At 29.0% G+C, this 19,236-nt stretch carries 7 protein-coding genes; 1 reads left to right on the top strand and 6 read right to left on the bottom strand.

What is annotated here, in order from left to right:
• Window positions 1-106: 106 nt before the first annotated feature.
• Window positions 107-2,497 (top strand): phosphoketolase, encoded by a 2,391-nt coding sequence (locus tag ACJA23_RS03600; protein ID WP_406614087.1) that lies wholly within the window; start codon window positions 107-109, stop codon window positions 2,495-2,497.
• A gap of 192 nt (window positions 2,498-2,689) precedes the next feature.
• On the opposite strand, the gene ACJA23_RS03605 is transcribed toward ACJA23_RS03600, so the two are convergent.
• The 6 genes from ACJA23_RS03605 to ACJA23_RS03630 form a co-directional block, all read right to left on the bottom strand.
• The gene (locus ACJA23_RS03605; protein WP_406614089.1) at window positions 2,690-4,159 is read right to left on the bottom strand and encodes a variable surface lipoprotein; all 1,470 of its coding nucleotides are present in this window, start codon (window positions 4,157-4,159) and stop codon (window positions 2,690-2,692) included.
• Window positions 4,160-4,520: 361 nt separating this feature from the next.
• Entirely contained in the window at window positions 4,521-13,040 is an 8,520-nt protein-coding gene (locus ACJA23_RS03610) for an ABC transporter permease (RefSeq protein WP_406614091.1), read from the bottom strand.
• Window positions 13,041-13,193: 153 nt separating this feature from the next.
• Window positions 13,194-15,230 carry an ATP-dependent zinc metalloprotease FtsH gene (gene ftsH / locus ACJA23_RS03615; protein WP_406614093.1) on the bottom strand — a complete coding sequence of 679 codons (2,037 nt, stop codon included), beginning with the start codon at window positions 15,228-15,230 and terminating at the stop codon, window positions 13,194-13,196.
• A gap of 48 nt (window positions 15,231-15,278) precedes the next feature.
• Window positions 15,279-16,154: a tRNA lysidine(34) synthetase TilS gene (tilS, locus tag ACJA23_RS03620; RefSeq protein WP_406614095.1), complete on the bottom strand. Its 876-nt coding sequence runs from the start codon at window positions 16,152-16,154 to the stop codon at window positions 15,279-15,281.
• Window positions 16,132-16,683, bottom strand: a complete 552-nt coding sequence (gene pth, locus ACJA23_RS03625) for an aminoacyl-tRNA hydrolase (protein WP_406614097.1) — start codon at window positions 16,681-16,683, stop codon at window positions 16,132-16,134. The genes tilS and pth overlap by 23 nt, the downstream gene beginning before the upstream one ends.
• On the bottom strand, window positions 16,674-18,992 hold the full coding sequence (locus ACJA23_RS03630; RefSeq protein WP_406614099.1) for an ATP-dependent RecD-like DNA helicase: 2,319 nt from the start codon (window positions 18,990-18,992) through the stop codon (window positions 16,674-16,676). The genes pth and ACJA23_RS03630 overlap by 10 nt, the downstream gene beginning before the upstream one ends.
• Between the last annotated feature and the right edge of the window lie 244 nt (window positions 18,993-19,236).

Genomic DNA, 19,236 nt, shown 5'->3' on the forward strand with positions numbered 1-19,236 from the left:
AGATAGTATTTTAGCTTGAATTTTTGAGCTATTTAACTAAATAAAGTGTAAAATTTAAATAACGTAAATTATTAATAATTTAGCAAAATAGATACAAAGGAATTCTATGAAGAAAACAAAATTCGATAGTAAAGAATATTTAGCAAAAGTTCACGGATGATGAAGAGCGGCAAACTACTTGTCTGTTGGACAAATGTATTTAAAAGACAATCCACTTTTAGAAGGTGGTTTAAAAGCCGAAGATGTTAAAGTTTATCCAATTGGACACTGAGGAACTATTCCTGGTCAAAATTTAATTTATGCACACTGTAATCGTGTAATTAACAAATATGATTTAAATATGTTTTATATTTCAGGGCCAGGACATGGTGGACAAGTTATGATTTCTAACTCATATTTAGATGGAAGTTATACAGAACTATTCCCTGAAATAACTAAAGATGTTGAAGGTCTTAAAAAGATGTTTAAACGTTTCTCTTTCCCTGGAGGAACAGCATCACACGCTGCACCTGAAACACCCGGTTCAATTCATGAAGGTGGTGAGTTAGGTTATACACTTTCACATGCTACAGGAGCTATTTTAGATAACCCACAAGTAATTGCTGCATCAGTAATTGGTGATGGAGAAGCAGAAACTGGTCCATTAGCTGGTGGATGATTTGCATCTTCATTTATTAACCCTGTAAATGACGGTGCTGTATTACCAATTGTGCACGTTAATGGTGGTAAAATTTCAAACCCAACCATTTTTGCTCGTAAGTCTGATGAAGAATTAAAAGCTATGCTATACGGATATGGTTGAGATGCTATTTTTGTTGAGGCTGATGTTAATGATCAAATAGGAATTCATCAACAAATGGCTGATAAATTCGATGAAGCAGTTGAAAAAATCTTATCAATTCAGGCTAATGCTCGTAAAAAATCAGCAGAAGAAGCAACAAGACCACTTTGACCTGCTTTAATTGTTAGAACACCAAAAGGTTGAACTGGACCTCATAAAGTTAAAGGTTTAACATACGAAGGAAGTTTCAGAGCACACCAAGTTCCTCTTCCAGTTACTTGTGACAAAACAGAAATGTTGCAAGAATTAAGCGATTGATTAACATCATATAAACCACAAGAGTTATTTAACAAAGACGGTAGTTTTAAAGCTGAATACGCTGAAATTGCACCAAAAGGTGACAAACGTATGGCAACTAACCCTATTGTAAATGGTGGTATTAATCCAACTAATTTACAATTAAGCGATTGAAAACAATTTGCATTAGACATCAAACATCCAGGATCAGTTGTTGACCAAGATATGGTTAATGCTGGTAGATATTACGCTGATGTTATTGTTAAAAACCCTACAAATTTCAGAGCTTTTGGACCAGATGAAACTAAATCAAATAGATTATTTGATATTTTAAAAGTTACAAATAGACAATGATTAGAAAAAGTTAATCCAGAATTCGATGAAGCTATCGGACCAGTTGGACGTTTAATTGATTCACAATTATCAGAGCACCAAGCTGAAGGTTTTCTAGAAGGTTATGTATTGACAGGTCGTCACGGATTCTTTGCTTCATATGAATCATTCTTAAGAGTTGTAGACTCAATGATTACACAACACATGAAGTGATTAGCTAAAGCTAAAAAAGTACACTGAAGAAAAGATTATCCATCACTAAATGTTATTGCTACATCAACAGCGTTCCAGCAAGACCACAACGGTTACACACACCAAGACCCAGGTATTTTAGGTCATTTAGCTGATAAAAAACCTGATTTAATCAGAGAATACTTACCAACTGACTCAAACACATTGTTAGCTGTATTGCAAAAAACTTTAACAGAAAGAAATTTAATTAACTTAATTGTTGCTTCAAAACAACCAAGACCACAATGATTTAACGCTTCTGAAGCTGAAGAATTAGTGGAAAAAGGACTAAAAGTTATTGATTGAGCTTCAACCTGTTCACTTGAAGAAGAACCAGATTTAGTTGTTGTAAGTTCAGGAACTGAACCAACATTAGAAGCTTTAGCAACTGTTGATTACTTACATAAATTTGATAAAAAACTTAAAATCAGATTAATTAATGTTGTTGATTTATTAAAATTACGTCATCCAAGTATTGACCCTCGTGGCTTATCAGATGAAGAATTTAATAAATTATTCACTAAAAACAAACCTGTTTTATTTGCATTCCATGGTTACGAAGGTTTAATCAGGGATATTTTCTTCTCTAGAAGAAACCACAACTTATTTGTACATGGATACAGAGAACACGGTGATATTACAACTTCATTCGATATTCGTTTAATGAGCCATATGGATAGATACCATATGACACAAACAGCAGCTAAAGCTGTTTATGGTAGAAATTCAAAATTAGCACAAGATTTAGTAGCTATTATGGATGAAAAAATAGCATACCACAACTGATACATTAAAGAAGTTGGATTTGACGAAGAAGAAATTGTTAATTGAAAATGAACAGGTCTAAATAAATAGACCAAAAATAACTAGGTAGTATCTAGTTATTTTTTTGTTTTTTGTATTATTACACATAATTTTACTAAACATATATTAAAACCAGTGTTTTGGAAATATATGTTTATTATTTCATACAATGAAATTTAAATTTAAAAGAAACACCAGTGCATAACACTGGTGTAATTTTAGTACTTAAACATTTTTATGAAATTATAATTTTGCGTTTGTTTTGTATAGAAGTGGAGCGTTTTCTTGTCCGATAGCATTTGCAACATTTTGTAATTCTGTTGAAACTCATCTAATGTGTTGGTTAACAAATCCAAATCCAACTTTCTTTTCAGAAGCATCCATTCCAGCTTTTAATTCAGCAAATTTAGTGCTTAATGCTTTAATTGCATCTTTATTTGCTAATTCAGCACCATCTACTGCTGTAGTAAATTCTGGTTTTACTAACACATCTAGAGCAGCTTTCATATCTCTTGAGTTAATGAAGAAACCAACTCCAGGAATTCATGTTGCACCTAAAGCATTGTATGTAGCTTTGTAGCTTGAAATACTATCCATTGTGTATTCTTTTAATAATGGAGCTGCATTGTCATATGCTTTAATTAATCCACCTTTAGCAAAACCAACTGGAATTACTTTACCATTCATATCTTCACCATAGATATTTGCGTAAAGTTTTTCTAGTGCTTCACCGTAAACTTTAGTGCTTTCAACACCTTTAAGAGCAGACACATATCCTGCATATGTTTCTTTGTTTCAGTTTAGTTGTTTTAATGAATAAATGTATTCTTTTGTTTTTTCAACACTTTCTTTAGCGACTCTTAATCTTTCTAATAAAGTACTTGATTTAATTTTGTCTTCAATTTTTGAAACAACACTTTGTTTTAATTCTTGATTTAGGTATTGTGCGTTATGTGCACCTACTAATAATCAAACTTCACGTGCAATTAGTAATGAGTAAATTCTAGCAAAGTTTTGAACAGCTTTTGTTGCATCAGTGTCAGCTTTTCCACTGTACATAGGTGCTAATACGTCTTGAGCTGCTTCAAAGTAACGAGCTAAATCATCTTGTGTAGCTCCACCAGGGATATTTTTAACTCTTGATCAAAATCCTAAAATTGATTCTAATTCGTTAGCTTGAGCAACATTTTCTCAGTATTTGTCGCTTACACCTGAAACTCCTAATGCTTTAGCTAGTTCAACAATTTTTGATAAAGCAACTACTGCTTGTTGTTCAAACTTTGTTAATGTTGATTCGTAGTCACTAGCTGATGCTGTACCTTTTCTTAAAGCACTATTACCATCACTTAGACCTGGTGTGTCTAACACTTTCTTGAATTCAGCTTTAAATTCAGTTGTAAATTTTGTAACTGCTGCTGTTTTAGTAGCATCATCTCCAACTAATTTAGCTAATTGTACATATAGTCCTGTTGCTTCTTTTTCACCTTCTTTTGGTGTACCTAAATATTTAGATACAACACCATTAACTTGTCCAATTGTTCCTAAGTTAGCTGAAACTCTACCTGCGAAAGTTGTGTTTACTTCTGCATTTTGGTCTTTGTTAGCAATAACATCTTCTTTATTTGAAGCTTCTGCTCCTGTACATGAAATTGCAACAACAGGTAAAATAGCTGTTGAGGCTACTGATAAACTTAATAAAATACGTCTTTTCATACGTCTCCTTGTTTGAGAATTTAGTTGTTTATTTATATAATAGGCGTATTTAAATAAACAGTGATCAGCCTTTGGGTGGTATATTTATTACTAAAATTTATTCAAAACATAGTAGTTATAAATATATTTTAATTATATTAAAAAAGTGCATTATTTTCTTAAATATTATATTTTTACAGCGTTTTTGGTTTTATTTAGAAACCTTTTGAAAATTTTTACACTAAATTTTTTAGCACAAAAACACTTAAAAACCCAAATGTGGAAAATGTGGAAATTTTCTTAAAACGCCATAGATTCAGTAAAACTAAAGTCCAAATAATAAAAAAACTAGCACCTTAATGCTAGCTTAATAATATATTTATTAACTCTTAGTTTTTAGTAAGTCAATTGCTTTAATTTTGTTGATACTTCTTCAACTTAAAGCAGCTGTAACTATAAAGACAACAAAGACAACTACAGATGTAATTAACACTGTTCCTATTGATAAAACAACAGGGATAGCAATTTGTGTTGCCGATACTAAGAAATTACTAAATGTAAAGACGAATACGAAACCAATTGGAATTGAAATCAGTAACGCTCCTAGAATAAATGGTATGTAAATGCCAAAGAACATTCTAATTTTTTCACGCATAGTGTATCCGAGGATACTGAAGATTGCGATATTTTTCTCGTTTTCGTTAATTAAGATTGTTGAAATGATAATTAAGATAATTGATGAAATCACGAAGCTTAAGATAGAAATTATTGTAATGATAATTTGAACAGTGCTTCCGATAGAACGCACGAAACCAACTTCAATTTCTTTAGAATTAATATCTGAAGCAGTTGCTACATATAGGTTTCCATCATATTTGTCAGCAAAGTCTTTTATTGTTTTCAATCTTACAATTTTATCTTCACGAGCTTCTTTATATTTATCTCTTAACACACTTTCAGAAGCATTTTCGACATCAAAATCTGGATAAATGAATTTAATAATTTGTTTGCTACTAAATCCGTTTTTAGCCATTGCTCCATTGTTAAATTCAGTTCACTTGTCTTTAACATTATCTGGTGCAAAATCACGATTTATAAAGATACCATCAAATAAGTCTTTTTGTTCATCGTCAATTAATGTGTTTGTGTTAAATGAATCAACACTAGCGTCATAACCTGAAGGTGAATATAATGATGTAGTTCATAATAATTGTTGAGGTAATCTTGATTCAGATAATATACCATTAAATACTTCTTTAGTATATGGAGTTTCCAATGTATTTAAACCAATTAAGTGATCCGCGGCATCTTTAGGGATGATTCACTCGTCATTAATATAAGTGTTGCTGATATCATACACTTCAAATGTATAAGTTTGTTTTGGAGTGTTTTTTGTAAATTGATTGCTATATCTATTTACATGATTTAGGATCTTAGAAACCTGGATTTTATCACCAATATTTAGTTTTAGCCTAGACTTAACAACATTATTAATAATTAATGGAATTGGTTTATTTGGATCAAATTTATATTTGTTGTTAATTTGGAATAATAAATCCTGTCCCAGTCTGTTATTAATAGTGATTAATCTTGAATTGCTTTTATATCCATTTAGCCTGATTCTACCACCATTTAAGTTGACATCTACATATGAATAAACTTCATCTTTTTCAGGGTTTAAATATACACCATTGAAAATAATCATAAAGTCATAGACCGGTTCATATTTATTTCTTAAGTTTTCGTCATCTATAGTTTTTAATTTATTTTCTAACCTAGAATTATATTCAAACATACGAGCGTAAGTCTGAGTTAAGAAATCACGATACTTCGTTCTTAATTCTGGTTCAGTAGTGATTGCTACTGTTTGATATTCTTTGTCTAAATCACTTCATTTTTTAAGGTAAAACTTACCATCAACCACATTTTGTTCGTTAGGTACATATTCGAAAAATTCTATAATACCTTGTTTATTTAGTTTTTCATAATCAATACGGAATTTTAATAAGTCTTGATAGTTGTCAATTTCGCTAGCACCTGAATTTCAAATTGTATCTTGGAATCTAGTTAAAGCTAATCCGACTTCATTTCTGATTTTATTTACACGAGCTTTTTGAGCATCAGGTAGTGAGTTATAAACAATTGATCAAGGATCGATTGAAACTCCTTTGTTTATTCTGATGTTAACTGAGAACTGAGTAATTAAGTGACCCAATTTCTGATCTTTTGGGTTACCATTTGCAAATTCTTGTGTATCAGGATTTCCGTTTATAGCGAGTGATCAACCAGGTGCAAAATAGTTGTTTTGGTAGACATTGATCTCGTTATTTTCACCTCTAGGCACATATAAAGAGTTGTTAATTGTATCTCTAGTTTTCGCTTCATTACTAGAAAATAGTAATGGTATATGAGCTCCATTTTCTTTTGTAGGTGTTGTTAAATCAAATTTATAGGTATATAACCTATCTTTATAGGTTTGATTAATTGACTTATCAAATACTCCAAAAGTTGCAAACGCAAAAGTTGTTGCAATAGTTGACAAGATAATTGAAATAGCGAATGAAGCTAACTTGAAGAAGCTACTTAGAGTAAGCGATAGACTAAATTTAGTTTTAATATTTTTTCTTCTAATTAATTTTTGAGCTTTATTGTTAATTTCAGAAGTGTTAACTTCCACAATTCCACTCATTAAATCGATAGCTTTGTATCTTAATGATCTAACAGCGATTGTGACAATTAATAACGCCATAGATACTAAAGGTACAGCTACATTAACTAATAAACTTAAAAAGTCAAATGATAGTGTATTTATAGGTATTGTTCAATAGTTTTGAATAATATAAATTCATAATGGGTATATTACAAAACCAGTTATATATCCAAAAACACAGCCAATAATAATAGTAAATACAGCAAAGGCAGTTAGTGAAATAGCAATTTGCATCGGTGTATAACCTTGCGCCACTAAAATACCAATAACTTTGTTTTTATTTGAAATATAACGCTTAATAATGAAGATAACTGAAACAACTACTAGGAAAATTAAGATAAATAAGAACACTTGTGAAACTACTTTAATAGTTTCTATAATTTTGTTTAATGTAACAATTCTAATTGAACGCTCAGGGTTGACTGGGTCAATTTCAGTTGCTAAATAAACTCTTTGACGTTTGGTTGGATCAGTAATTCTATTTTGAACTACCTGTTCAAAAATATTTTTAAAAGTTCAGTCATTTACTTTTTCGTCATTTTGTGGAACAGCACTTAAGAAACTTTGGTTTAGTCTTAAATTTCTAATTCTGTTTCTTAATTGGTTGTTGGTTAAGTTGACATTTGTATTAACTAAAAAGTATTGTTTTACTACATTACCTAGATAAGCTTTTCTAACTCTATCAAAACCTTTTTTGCTGATATATACAATGGCTTGGTTTTTAGTATTAACTTGTAAGTTATTTTCATCTAAAACTGGATATAAATAGTCAAAACTTATGTTATCGCCAGTAATAATAAATTCAGAACCATTAACATTAATTTTATAGTCGGCTGGTAATCTGTTTAATAGTTGGATAATTTCAAATGGGTCATTCGGAATTAAACCTGAATAGATTTTTTTATTATTTTTTTGTAGTCACGCAAAGTTAACATGAGCTAAATATGAATCAACATCAGAAAATTTCAAAATACCAGAAGTGTAAGAAACACCTGTGATTGAGTTCATCATTTCAATTAATAAATCACCTAGGTCTATTCCGAATGGGCTATAAGCTGGTCTATTTTGATTAATGATTTTTTCGATATATACGAAGAAATCGTCATCAACACTTACTTGGAAAGTAACATCTTTTTCAACGTTAAAGTTTTTAACAGCTGATTTTTCACCTTTAAATAGTAAACCTCTGATAAATTCGTAAGTTTTGTTTCTATCTTGTGCCAAATTATTAAAGTTAATAATTTTGTTATTTAAGAAGGAAGCAAGGTTACCTTGATTGCTTGATGTTTGTGATGAATCAGTTAACAATCAAATTAATAATTGAGGAACTTTTTTTCTTAAAACATTATTAATTAAAATTGGATTTAAACCTAAATATCCAATATCTACACTTTCTAAATTAGTTTTTAAGAAAGCATTTAACATACTTGCATGTTTGAATAGATTTGGATTAGTTAACAGACCATTAATAAAGTTTTCTAGCGCAATACCAATAACACCTTTGGCGCTAACGGCCATTTGATAGTTTGGTTTTGCATTTTCAATTAAATTCTCTTCTGAATAAGCAATATAACTTAATAAGTAAATTAATTTAAGTTCATATTTTCTAATGAAGTTTTCAAAAGCTGGAAAACTTCTAATTAAAGCTAACACTTGTGAATTAGTATATCTTTTGGCGTTATCTTTAGCAAAGAAGAATTCACGCATTGCATTTGGATTCGCAAGTGATCTAGTAACACCAAATCCAGTTTCTTTGTAACTGATAATGTTGTCTGATGATGGTCTAAATAATTCTTGGCTATTAAATGAAGCAACTGTAGCTGGGTTGGTTGCTAGTTTTAATATAGCATTAGCAAAGTTAACTCTGTCAGCTTGACTAATATTATTTTCAATACTATTGTCGCTTAATAGAGCAAAGAATAATTCAAAAATTTGATAAGCCGGCTTTAATAAATCAAAGTTATTTTGTTGCTTGAAGTTGTCAAATTTTGAAACAAATGAAGAGGCTAATTTAGCTAAATTACCTGTAATGTCAGTATCATTAATGTTTGCCATTAATGATTCTACTGGCATATTTTTAAGTCATCTACTATCTTGTAGTTTGAATTTTAAAGAATTTAAGATATCCATTCATTCTTTAATATCAGTTTGAATATCTGCTTTATTTCAGCCTTCGCTATTTTTCTTGTTTGAAACATCTCAACTAGGGAAGATTGTAGCAATAATTGACCGTTCTGTTTTGTCTAATTCACTTACAGGTATAAAGTCTGTTTTAGCTTCTAATTTTTGTAATAAAATGTCGAATTTATTGAAAACATCGTATTCATTAGTTTTAGCAATAGGAGTATTTAATAAGCTTAGTAAATCAAAATAATCTAGTTTTGCTGGGTCTGAAGCTGGTAGATAAATATTTGCTCCATCACCAGCAGGAATAACTGATGTCTTGTCAGATAAGTTAAATATTTTAACTAAAGCGTTTTTAAACACTGTATTAACCCCGTTGGTTCTAAAGAATGCTTGAATTAAACTGTAAATGTAGCTTTCATCATATAAATAAGTTCCTACATAATATCTAGTTCTTAAAACATTTTTATCAACATCTTTTGAGTAAACCAATGCATCAATTACTAATTTTTCAATACTTGTTTCGGCTTTTAGAATGTCAACAAAAATTTGTCAGTTTAACATCTCTAAAATTTCGATTAAACCTTCTTTAACATTGTTATAAGCTTGTTTTTTATCTTCACCTTCAAAGCCATTAATTTGTTCAATAATTGGTTTTAAGAAAACAAATTTCCCTAAAAATACATTGAAAGGATTAACATCTGAATCTAATTGGGCAATTAATTCAGTATTAATGTTGCTGATTAACATTTTTAGAGCAACTTTTACTTGTTCATAATCAACAGATTGTAAGAATCATAAGATTAAGTCATGGAATGAAAGTTTTCTTTGATATAAGGTAGCTGGTATTTCATTAAACAACTTGGTGTATTCAGTTAAAATCATTGCACGATCAGTTAAAGTACCATTTGCAACACTAGAATTTAAGTTGTTTAGTTCAGTTATATAACGCTGTTTTAGGTCACTATTTTGATCAATATGACTAATTTTTTCTGAAACAAAAGCTTGTGCCTCTTTTATCGTTGTATTTTCATTAATAAAGTGAACTTCTTTTAAATCTTGATAGAAAAATTTATTGTAGTCTGTATTTAGAAATGTATGTGATAAGACAGCGAATTTTTTAAAGTCTATGGCATTAATGAAAGATAAAATAGATTCAATAACAATGACTGGATCAGTTGAAAAGTTTATTAAGTTTTCAGGTTCAAAAATTTGAGTTAAATCTAAACCAGATACTAATTTAATGAAGTTGGCTAATTTAGTAATATTTTCAGATAAATATTGTTTTTGAGCTTCTACTGTGTTTAATGTTTTTAAATTTTGTAAGACTTTTTCGAAAATACCTCTTAATAATAATCTTAAATAATTATTATTTGGATTAGTCGCAAGAGAATAAACAGTATCTAAACCTATTTTAGCTAGTGAATTTAAGTTAATTTCACCACTAGAAAATACACGAGCAAAATTATTAGCATCAAATGATTTTAGTAAAGCGTCTGTGACAATATAAATTAATTCTTTGCTAATATAACCTTTTGATACTAAATCTGTATCTAATAAGGCTTTTTGTATTTTATCAACTCCAACTCTCAATGAATTGTTAAGCCTTGCGTCGACTTCAACATCTGTTGCTGGACCTCTAAATCCAAATGGTAAATAAACTAAATCACTAAATTGTGCTGAACGTTCAACTCAACCATCAGCTCCCACTTTTCCTAAAATTGTGAAATTGTTATTTGTTATTCAAGTTTTAAATTCATCAATTGATATTAATGAATTTGTAAAGTTAGAATCAACTTGTTTTCAGTAAACAAATCAACCATCAATTAACTCTGGTTCGTTTGGATTTTCAGGATTAATCGGTTGAACGATTAATAATTTATTATCTTTTCAAGTAACACCTAAATTATTGAATTGGTGTTCTACTTTATCAGTGGCATCAAGTGAATTTGGGTTATATTTTGTTAATTTATAAATTTTTTGACCGTGTAAAATAGATGTTTCATTATTTTCTGTATTGGTAAATTTAACATCTTGGTAAACAATATCTGCATTAATATATTTTGGGTCAGGTGAAATATTAATATTAGCTTTTTCAATTATTAGAGCAGCAATAAAAGGAGGTATTTGATCTTGTTTGTATAAAGCTTCATCAGTTCCATTTGTGTTAAAAAACAGACCATTTGTACCATTGTATGGTTTACCAACATTTAATGGTATAAAAGCTTCATCATCTTTAACATTTGTTCCACTAATATTTAAATCTAATTTTCCATTAGAATCACCAACGTTTACAAAGTGATAAACGTATTTCTCGTTATTATTAAATGAATCAACAGTTAAAGTTTCTCTTAAACCAATATTTTTATCAGTACCTAGTAATTTATTGATTGATTCGTATATTGATAGTTTTGTTTTATTTAATGCACCATTTTTAATAATGTCAAATCTGTTAGCTTTAATATTTTTATTTGTGAAGTTTAAATAATCATTATAAGTTAATTCTTTTGGTTTTCTTTCAATTTCACTAATTGTACTTGGTGTTGTTAGTGAAAATTCAGATGCAAGTGTTTTACGGTTAATAACATCACCAGTTGCTGTTTTAGTGATTGAAGCAGGTATAACTCTTTCATTTCTAAAAAAGTGTGGATCAATTGCTTGATATTGTAAATCAGCTAAAACTAACCTTGAATCTTTAACCTCATCAAAAGTTAAAGAAGGGGTAGACTCAAAAATAGGGACTAAATTTGGGTCTCTAAAATTAAATTGTTGAGTTAAAGGAATTTTGTAAGTATAAACTTGTTTTTGTCAGAATGAGAAATGATCTAATTCTTCTGGCAGTTTATTACCTTTTCTATAGATATCGTTTAAGAAACTTTTATATGTTCCCTGTCAGTAAGCTTCATTGTTTCTGTGAAAACAATCAAAAGTTGTGCTGTAGTAAAATCTTTGGAAAAATTCAACATTAATTTGTTTTGAAATTCATTTAGTTGGTATTCGATAATTTTCTGTAGTTTCAAAAGTGAATTTTTTATGCATTGTTCTAGAAATTTTAGGTAAATTTCCAAACAGTGTCCGATAGTTAAAACCGTTAACAACTTGTGAATCATGGATTGTTCTAATATCTGAATATCTAGCTAATGGTGTTTGACTGCTTTGATTTGTTAAAGTATGTTCTCAAGTGTTATTTGCACCTTTAACAAAACCAAATGCTTTTGCAACAATTTCAGGACTAACTACATAAACATTCTTTCCTAAATACTGTCATTTATTTGCTTCAATTGAATTAAATGTGGCTTTTAATTTACTACTATCAGTTATATCAAGGTGTAAAGTAGGTAATTCAGTTGTATAAAACTTATTTGTAGTAGTTGTGTAAATAGGAAAAATATCCTTTAATTTGTAACTCTTATCAAAGGTAAATCAAGGGTTTTGTTGATTTGTAACTTCATGTGTTATTTGAGTTGGACGAAAGGTAGATACATTGTTTGATGTATTTTTTTCATAAAGATTAATTAAATAATCTTGATTAAAATGCATACTCTGATTATCACCAAGTCTGTTGAAGTCAAAATACACATATGTTTGTTCCTTGTTTGTGTAACTAGGATTATATGTGTTGTATAAATTAATAAAATCTTCAGTTTTTAGGTAATAGTTTTTTGCATTATTAATAAAAAGGATCTGTTTTTCATCAAGAAAATTAGTTAAAGCAATATATGTGCTTGTGCTTGGATCATTTTGGATATCTAAAACTTTAATTTTGTTGATAAAATCTGGAATTCCACCAAATTTTTGGTTAATTTTTACATAGTTTAATGGTTTGTTGTACTCATTTTTGGCATTTTTTGTTGAGTTGGGTAAAAAACCATTTGTGTAATAACCATTATTATAGGCTTGACCACTTACAGGTAGGTTTAAATCAACAGTCAAGTCGTGAGCAACTGACTTAGATTCATATTTTGCGTACTCTGTTTTTATTAAGATACTTGTGTCGCTTAATGAAGTAAAAATGGCAGAGGTTAAAAAAATCAGTAAAGTTAAACCAGCTATAACGATCTTTTGCATTTTAAATGATCGTATAACTTCTTTAAACAATTTTCACATCTGACCTCCTTTGGTGGTTATTTTGTTATTTTTTAAATTTTACAATTTTTTTATAAAAATTTACATAGTAAGCTAAAAAATAAAAGTAGCGTTTGAAGCTACTTTTAGGCAGTTTTAGTTGTTTTTATCTTCTTCTGAAGTTTCTGTTGTAGGAACTACAATTTCTTCAGCAGCAGATTTGTTAACACGAACATCATTGTATGATTCTTCAACTAATTCGTCTATATTACGAAGTCTTGCATCTTCTAACTCTTCTTGTTTTTGTTTAGTTGGAAGTTTTAAGTTTTTCTCAATGTACTCAATATCTTCAGCAGTAATTGTTTCGACATCTAATAAGTGGGTTTTTATCAATTCTAATAATTGTCTGTTTTCTGAAATTACTTTTTGAGCTATATTTTGAGCTTCTAAAATAATTTTTCTAACTTCTAGGTCAATTTCATGACTAACTTGGTTTGAAATGGAACTGCTTTGAGCTAATGTTTTACCTAAGAAAGGTGAACCACTTTCTTCCATATATTTAATTGGACCAAGGTCACTCATACCAAATTCAGTAACCATTCTACGAGCTATTGTTGTGGCTTTATTAATGTCATCTGAAGCACCAGTTGTTATGTCTTTTTCACCATAAACTAATAACTCGGCTGCTCTACCACCCATAAAGCTTGCAATAGATGAAAGTAGTTCTTGTTTTGTGTAGTTGTATTTTTCGTTTTCAGGCATCATTAAGTTATATCCACCTGCTTGTCCACGTGGGATAATTGTAATTTTTTGAACTTTATTTCCACCTGGAACTTTTAACCCAACTACAGCATGACCAGCTTCGTGGTAAGCTACTAAAGTCAATTCTTCTTGTGTGATTGTACGAGATTTTTTAGCAGGACCAGCCATAACTCTATCGATAGCTTCGTCAATAATTGAAAGTGTGATTAAACTATTATTTTCACGTACTGATAGAAGTACAGCTTCATTAATAACATTTTCAAGTTGAGCACCTGAAAAACCAGGTGTTCTTCTTGCTACACGTTCAAAGTTAACATCATCGTTGAATCTTTTACCTTTAGCGTGTAATTTAAGGATTTCTTCACGTTCTTTAACGTCAGGTAAGTTAACTGTAATGATACGGTCAAAACGACCTGGACGTGTTAGAGCTGGGTCTAAAACGTCAGTACGGTTAGTTGCAGCAAAGAAAATTAAACCAGAATTTTCTTTGATTCCGTCCATTTCAACTAGTAATTGGTTAAGAGTTTGTTCTCTTTCGTCATGTCCCCCACCAATTCCTGATCCACGAGTTCTACCAATAGCATCTAACTCGTCAATAAAGACGATAGCAGGAGAATTTTTTCTAGCTTCTGAAATTACTTGTCTAACACGTTTAGCACCCATACCAACAAATAATTCAACAAAGTTTGAAGCAGACACAAAGTAAAATGGAACATTAGCTTCACCAGCTGTTGCTTTAGCTAATAATGTTTTACCAGTTCCTGGAGGACCTCCAAGTAAAATACCTCTAGGCATTCTCGCTCCAGATGAAGCGTATTTTTGAGGGTTTTTTAAGAAATCAACAATTTCTTTAATTTCTTCAATTGGTTCTTTATTTCCAGCGACATCACTGAATTTTTTATCAGACTTAATAACTTGGGCAGGACTTTTATCTCCAAACGGTCCTCCTGCACCCTGTCCGTTCATCATATTCATTTGACTTTTTGTCAATCAGAATAAAGCACCAATGAAAATAATTGTAGGTAATAATGAAAGTAATAATTGTGATCAAATACTTGGTGGTTTGATAGTTTCAACTAAAACACCGCTTCCACTGTTTCCTGCAGTCGCAAAGGCGTCTTGAGTTTCAATCATAAGTCTTTGCACTAATGGAATGTCTTTTAAAACACTTCAAGTTGTAGTTGCTACTCCATTTATAGTACTATCACCATTTACATATGTAAATGTAACTGTACTATTATGATTTAAGGTAAATGTAGAAATATAAACTTTATCATGAGTGTCTTTACCAGCATTAGCAATATATTCTAATAATTGTGATGTGCTAAATTGCTGTGTACCGTTACCTAAATATGTGTAAATAATTCAACCAATTACACCTAATACTACGAAAATAGTAAAGATGATTGGCCATATTTTTCTTGTTTTCATCTTTTCCTTTCTTTAGGCTTAATTGTTTAAATTTTATTATATTTTTAATTAATTTATTAATTTGCCTTTGTTTTTAAATAGATAAACTTCATTTTTTAGCAAATATTTTGCAGTTCGATTATTCGATAAAATAAACTTAACAATTTGTTTTTGTTTGCTACTTGGTAAATTGATGTTATTGAAGTGTTCAAAAATATATTTACTAACTAATAACTCTTGATTTTTTAGTGTTTTTAGTATGTTTTGCTCAAAATCACTAGCTTGTCATTTGGTGTAATCTTTTTCTAATTTACGATTTTTAATACTTAATAATAGGTTTTTTAGTCTAAATTTAAGTATTTTTAAATATTTGTTAAATTCGCTTAATTTGTTATTTTTTAACCTTACTGCATTACGAGTATATTTATCGGTTCCGTTAGTGTAATCGGTTTGAAACGTAATATTATTTTTTTTGCATTTTTTAAGTATTGTGCTTTTGAAATATTTATATAAAAATGGTCTATAAATATTCATTCCATATAGTTTTGTTTGACTTTTAATACCGTAAAACCTAACTTTTCGATTGGAATTAGTTTGTAATATTGCTGTTTCTAAAAAATCATCTAAATGGTGGGCAATTAGCAAACTAGTACAACTGTATTTTTTATAAATTTCTCTAAAGAATTCATACCTTACTGTTCTGGCTCAATCTTGGAAATTTCCACCTTTAAAGTCTGATTTTTTTAAGGTTTTAGTTTCTAGTATTAGTTTGTGTTTTTGACAAAAATCGGTTACTAATTTTTCGTCATATCACGAATCTTCTCTTTGATTGTAATTAACAAAAGCAACTACAGGTTGATATTTTAGGTATTTAAATAAAAGAAATAAGCTGTCAGGACCTCCACTGACAGCAATAAGAAATTTATTTTTTACTGTTGAATGCATTCATTACCGTTAAAACATCATTAAATGCACATTGAATTGCTGCATCAGCACATTTTTCGAATACAGGTTCTAAAATTAACATTTCATTTAAATTAAATTTACCTAAAACATAATCTTTTAATTCTCCATGTTGTGGAGTTCCTATACCAACTTTAAGTCTTTTAAAGTCTTGTGAGTTAAGTTTTTCAATAATATTTTTAACTCCGTTGTGGCTACCACCACTACCACCAATTTTAAGAGCGCTTTTTCCAACAGGAAAGTCTTTTTCGTCATGAATCACTATCAAATCTTGAGGTAAAATTTTGAAAAAAGACATAAGTTGAGAAATAAATTCACCTGATTTATTCATATATGTATTTGGTTTTGCAATAATTAAATCATCCACTTTTACATAATTACCATTAAATTTATTTTTGTTTAATGAAACTTTTAATTTATCGAGTATTTTATCAATAACTAAAAAACCAGCATTGTGTCTCGTGAATTTGTATTCATCTCCTGGATTTCCTAAACCTACAATTAATCTCATTTTCCCTCTTTTCTTAGTAATTCCAGCATATTAGTGTTAATATCATCACCTTTAGATGTTGAAGATAGTCTTGTTTTAACATCAATAAAGTCATATCAAGATAGTTCTTTTTTAGCACGGCTTACAGCTGTATATAAAGCTTTCAAATTGCTTTGTTGTCTACTTGGTACATAAATAACTTTATCAGCTTCACTACCTTGGAATTTGTGTACAGTAACTGAATAAGCTAGCTCAACCTCTTTTAAAAATTCATCTTCTGAATATTTATAAATAACAGCATTATTGCTATGAGGTCTGATAAATTTTACTGTGATTTTACCGTTATTCCCGTTTGAAACTGATGCTGGTTCGTGATCGATAATCGTTCCTATATCACCGTTATAAATATTATCCATTCATCTATTTTCAATTTGCATTACACGGTCATTGAGTTTGAAAATTCTACTTCCTAATCTTTGTTCATTTTTAAACTTGATAGGTTTATTGTTTTTTCTTAAAATAGATTGAATATATCTATTTATATTCGAAGTACTAAATTTAAAATATTCTTTATTAACATCGGTGATAATAATTACATTTTCAACACCATATTTCTGTATGGCATCGATATATTCATTAATAAAGTCATATTCATAATTTTCATTTCTATCATTTGATAAAGTTAAATGAAACTTAGCGCTATGTTCAAATAAAGGAACTTGGTTTCTTAAAATTGAATTAAAAACATTATAATTTTCAATGTTATCACTTCTAAAATACGTGTTTAATGTAGTTGTTGGTATTTTTCCAAAATTTATTAGGTCAGCTAATAAATTACCAAAACCGATAGCTGGAAGTTGATTGAAATCACCAACTAGAACTAGTTTTTTAAGATTTTTGCAACTTGTTAATAGTTTGAAAAAGATGTTTAAGTTCACCATTGAAAATTCATCGATAACTATACATTCAACTTCTTCAACTTTTTCACTAACTATTGGAGTTTCTGTATCGTCAGCGATACTTAAAAAACTGTGAATTGTTTTTGCTTCATCATCGATTTTACTACTTAAAGCTGTTGAAGCACGGCCTGTTGGTGTTAGAACGACATAATTCACTTTGTTTTGTTTTAAAGTTTTTGCTATTTCTTTAATCAAATAACTTTTTCCATTACCTGGACCACCGTTAATTATTGAAACATTGTTAATTAAAAATTTATCATAACCTTCATGTTGTGATGGTGATAAAACATCTAGAGATTTTTGATCTTTTAATCTTTTAAGAATTAGTGGTTCATTTAACACTTGTAGTTTGTAAATTATTTTAGAAATCAATTTTTCTTTTTTGTAAATTTTGTCAATTGTAAAACAATTGTTTTCTATTAAGGTTATTCAAGATTTAAATTTATCTTTGTATTTATTAAATAAATCTACAAAAGTGTGTCAGTTATTTACGGTTGAATTTGGTAATGACATACTTTTTCAATCATTAAAATTTTCGTTAAATTTAATTAAATGAGCATCTATTTTTGTTGAATTAGATTTATTATTAATTAAATTATGTTCAATTTTTCAAGTTAATCACGCTCTTAAACGATAAATATCTTTTTCACTATACAATTCGTTTAAATCGTGTCTACCTAATTTAGCAGCAATCGTATCTAAATCAACAAAAGGTATGTCAAATTCGTTATATAAAAAATATGGATCATTTTCTTTTTCATTAAATAACTTAAACAAGTTTGTTATGCCTCTTTTTTCACAAATTCTAGTAATTTTGTCATACAAACTATGTAAAGCTAAATCAAAAAATGTGGTTAAGACTTTTTTGTGATCAGAATCACCTTCAATTAAAATAGCATTTATTTCTAAAGAGTATTCGTGGTAGTGTTTTATTAAAGATTGGACAACTTGTTTTGAAAGAACTTTTAATAATTCTTGTTCAACTTGTGGTTCAGTGTTAGTTTTTTTAACAAGTTCAAAAAGTGATGGACCAAAATGAGAATGAATTTTTTTAGCAGTTTGTTCTCCTACATTTGGAACGTTGATTTTGTAATATTTGATTCAATCAAATTCCTTTTTTTCTTCATCGATTATTGGTTTACTGCTTATCACTTTTAAATTGTTATATCTTGGATTTTTAACAACTTCAATTTCATAAGTTATATTTAAAGCAGGATTGGCACCATTATAATAAACTAAAATAGTTTTTGCCTCATCTTTTAATTTAAATAAAATTAACCCATAACAGTTATTTTTATTTGTTCCACTTGTTATTGCAAATTTCTTTTTTCACTTAGTAAATTGACCTACTAATTTTTCTGCTTTGTCCATTATTTCCTCTTTAAAAAATTGTTTTTTAAATTATACCAAATTAGTCATTTTTTAGCTGTTGTATTATGTGGTGAATTAATATAATAAATCACAAAATATTAATAAATAAACATAATTATACACATGTTAATAAATATGAAATTACCAGTAATTTAGAAAGTTATAAACATATATATTAAATATGTGAATAACTAACTTTTATAGCTTATTTATCGCCATAAAAAATTTTATAAGTGTGTTATTA

This window comes from Mycoplasma corogypsi (genome assembly GCF_045276875.1).
GTDB lineage: Bacteria > Bacillota_I > Bacilli_A > Mycoplasmatales > Metamycoplasmataceae > Mycoplasmopsis > Mycoplasmopsis corogypsi.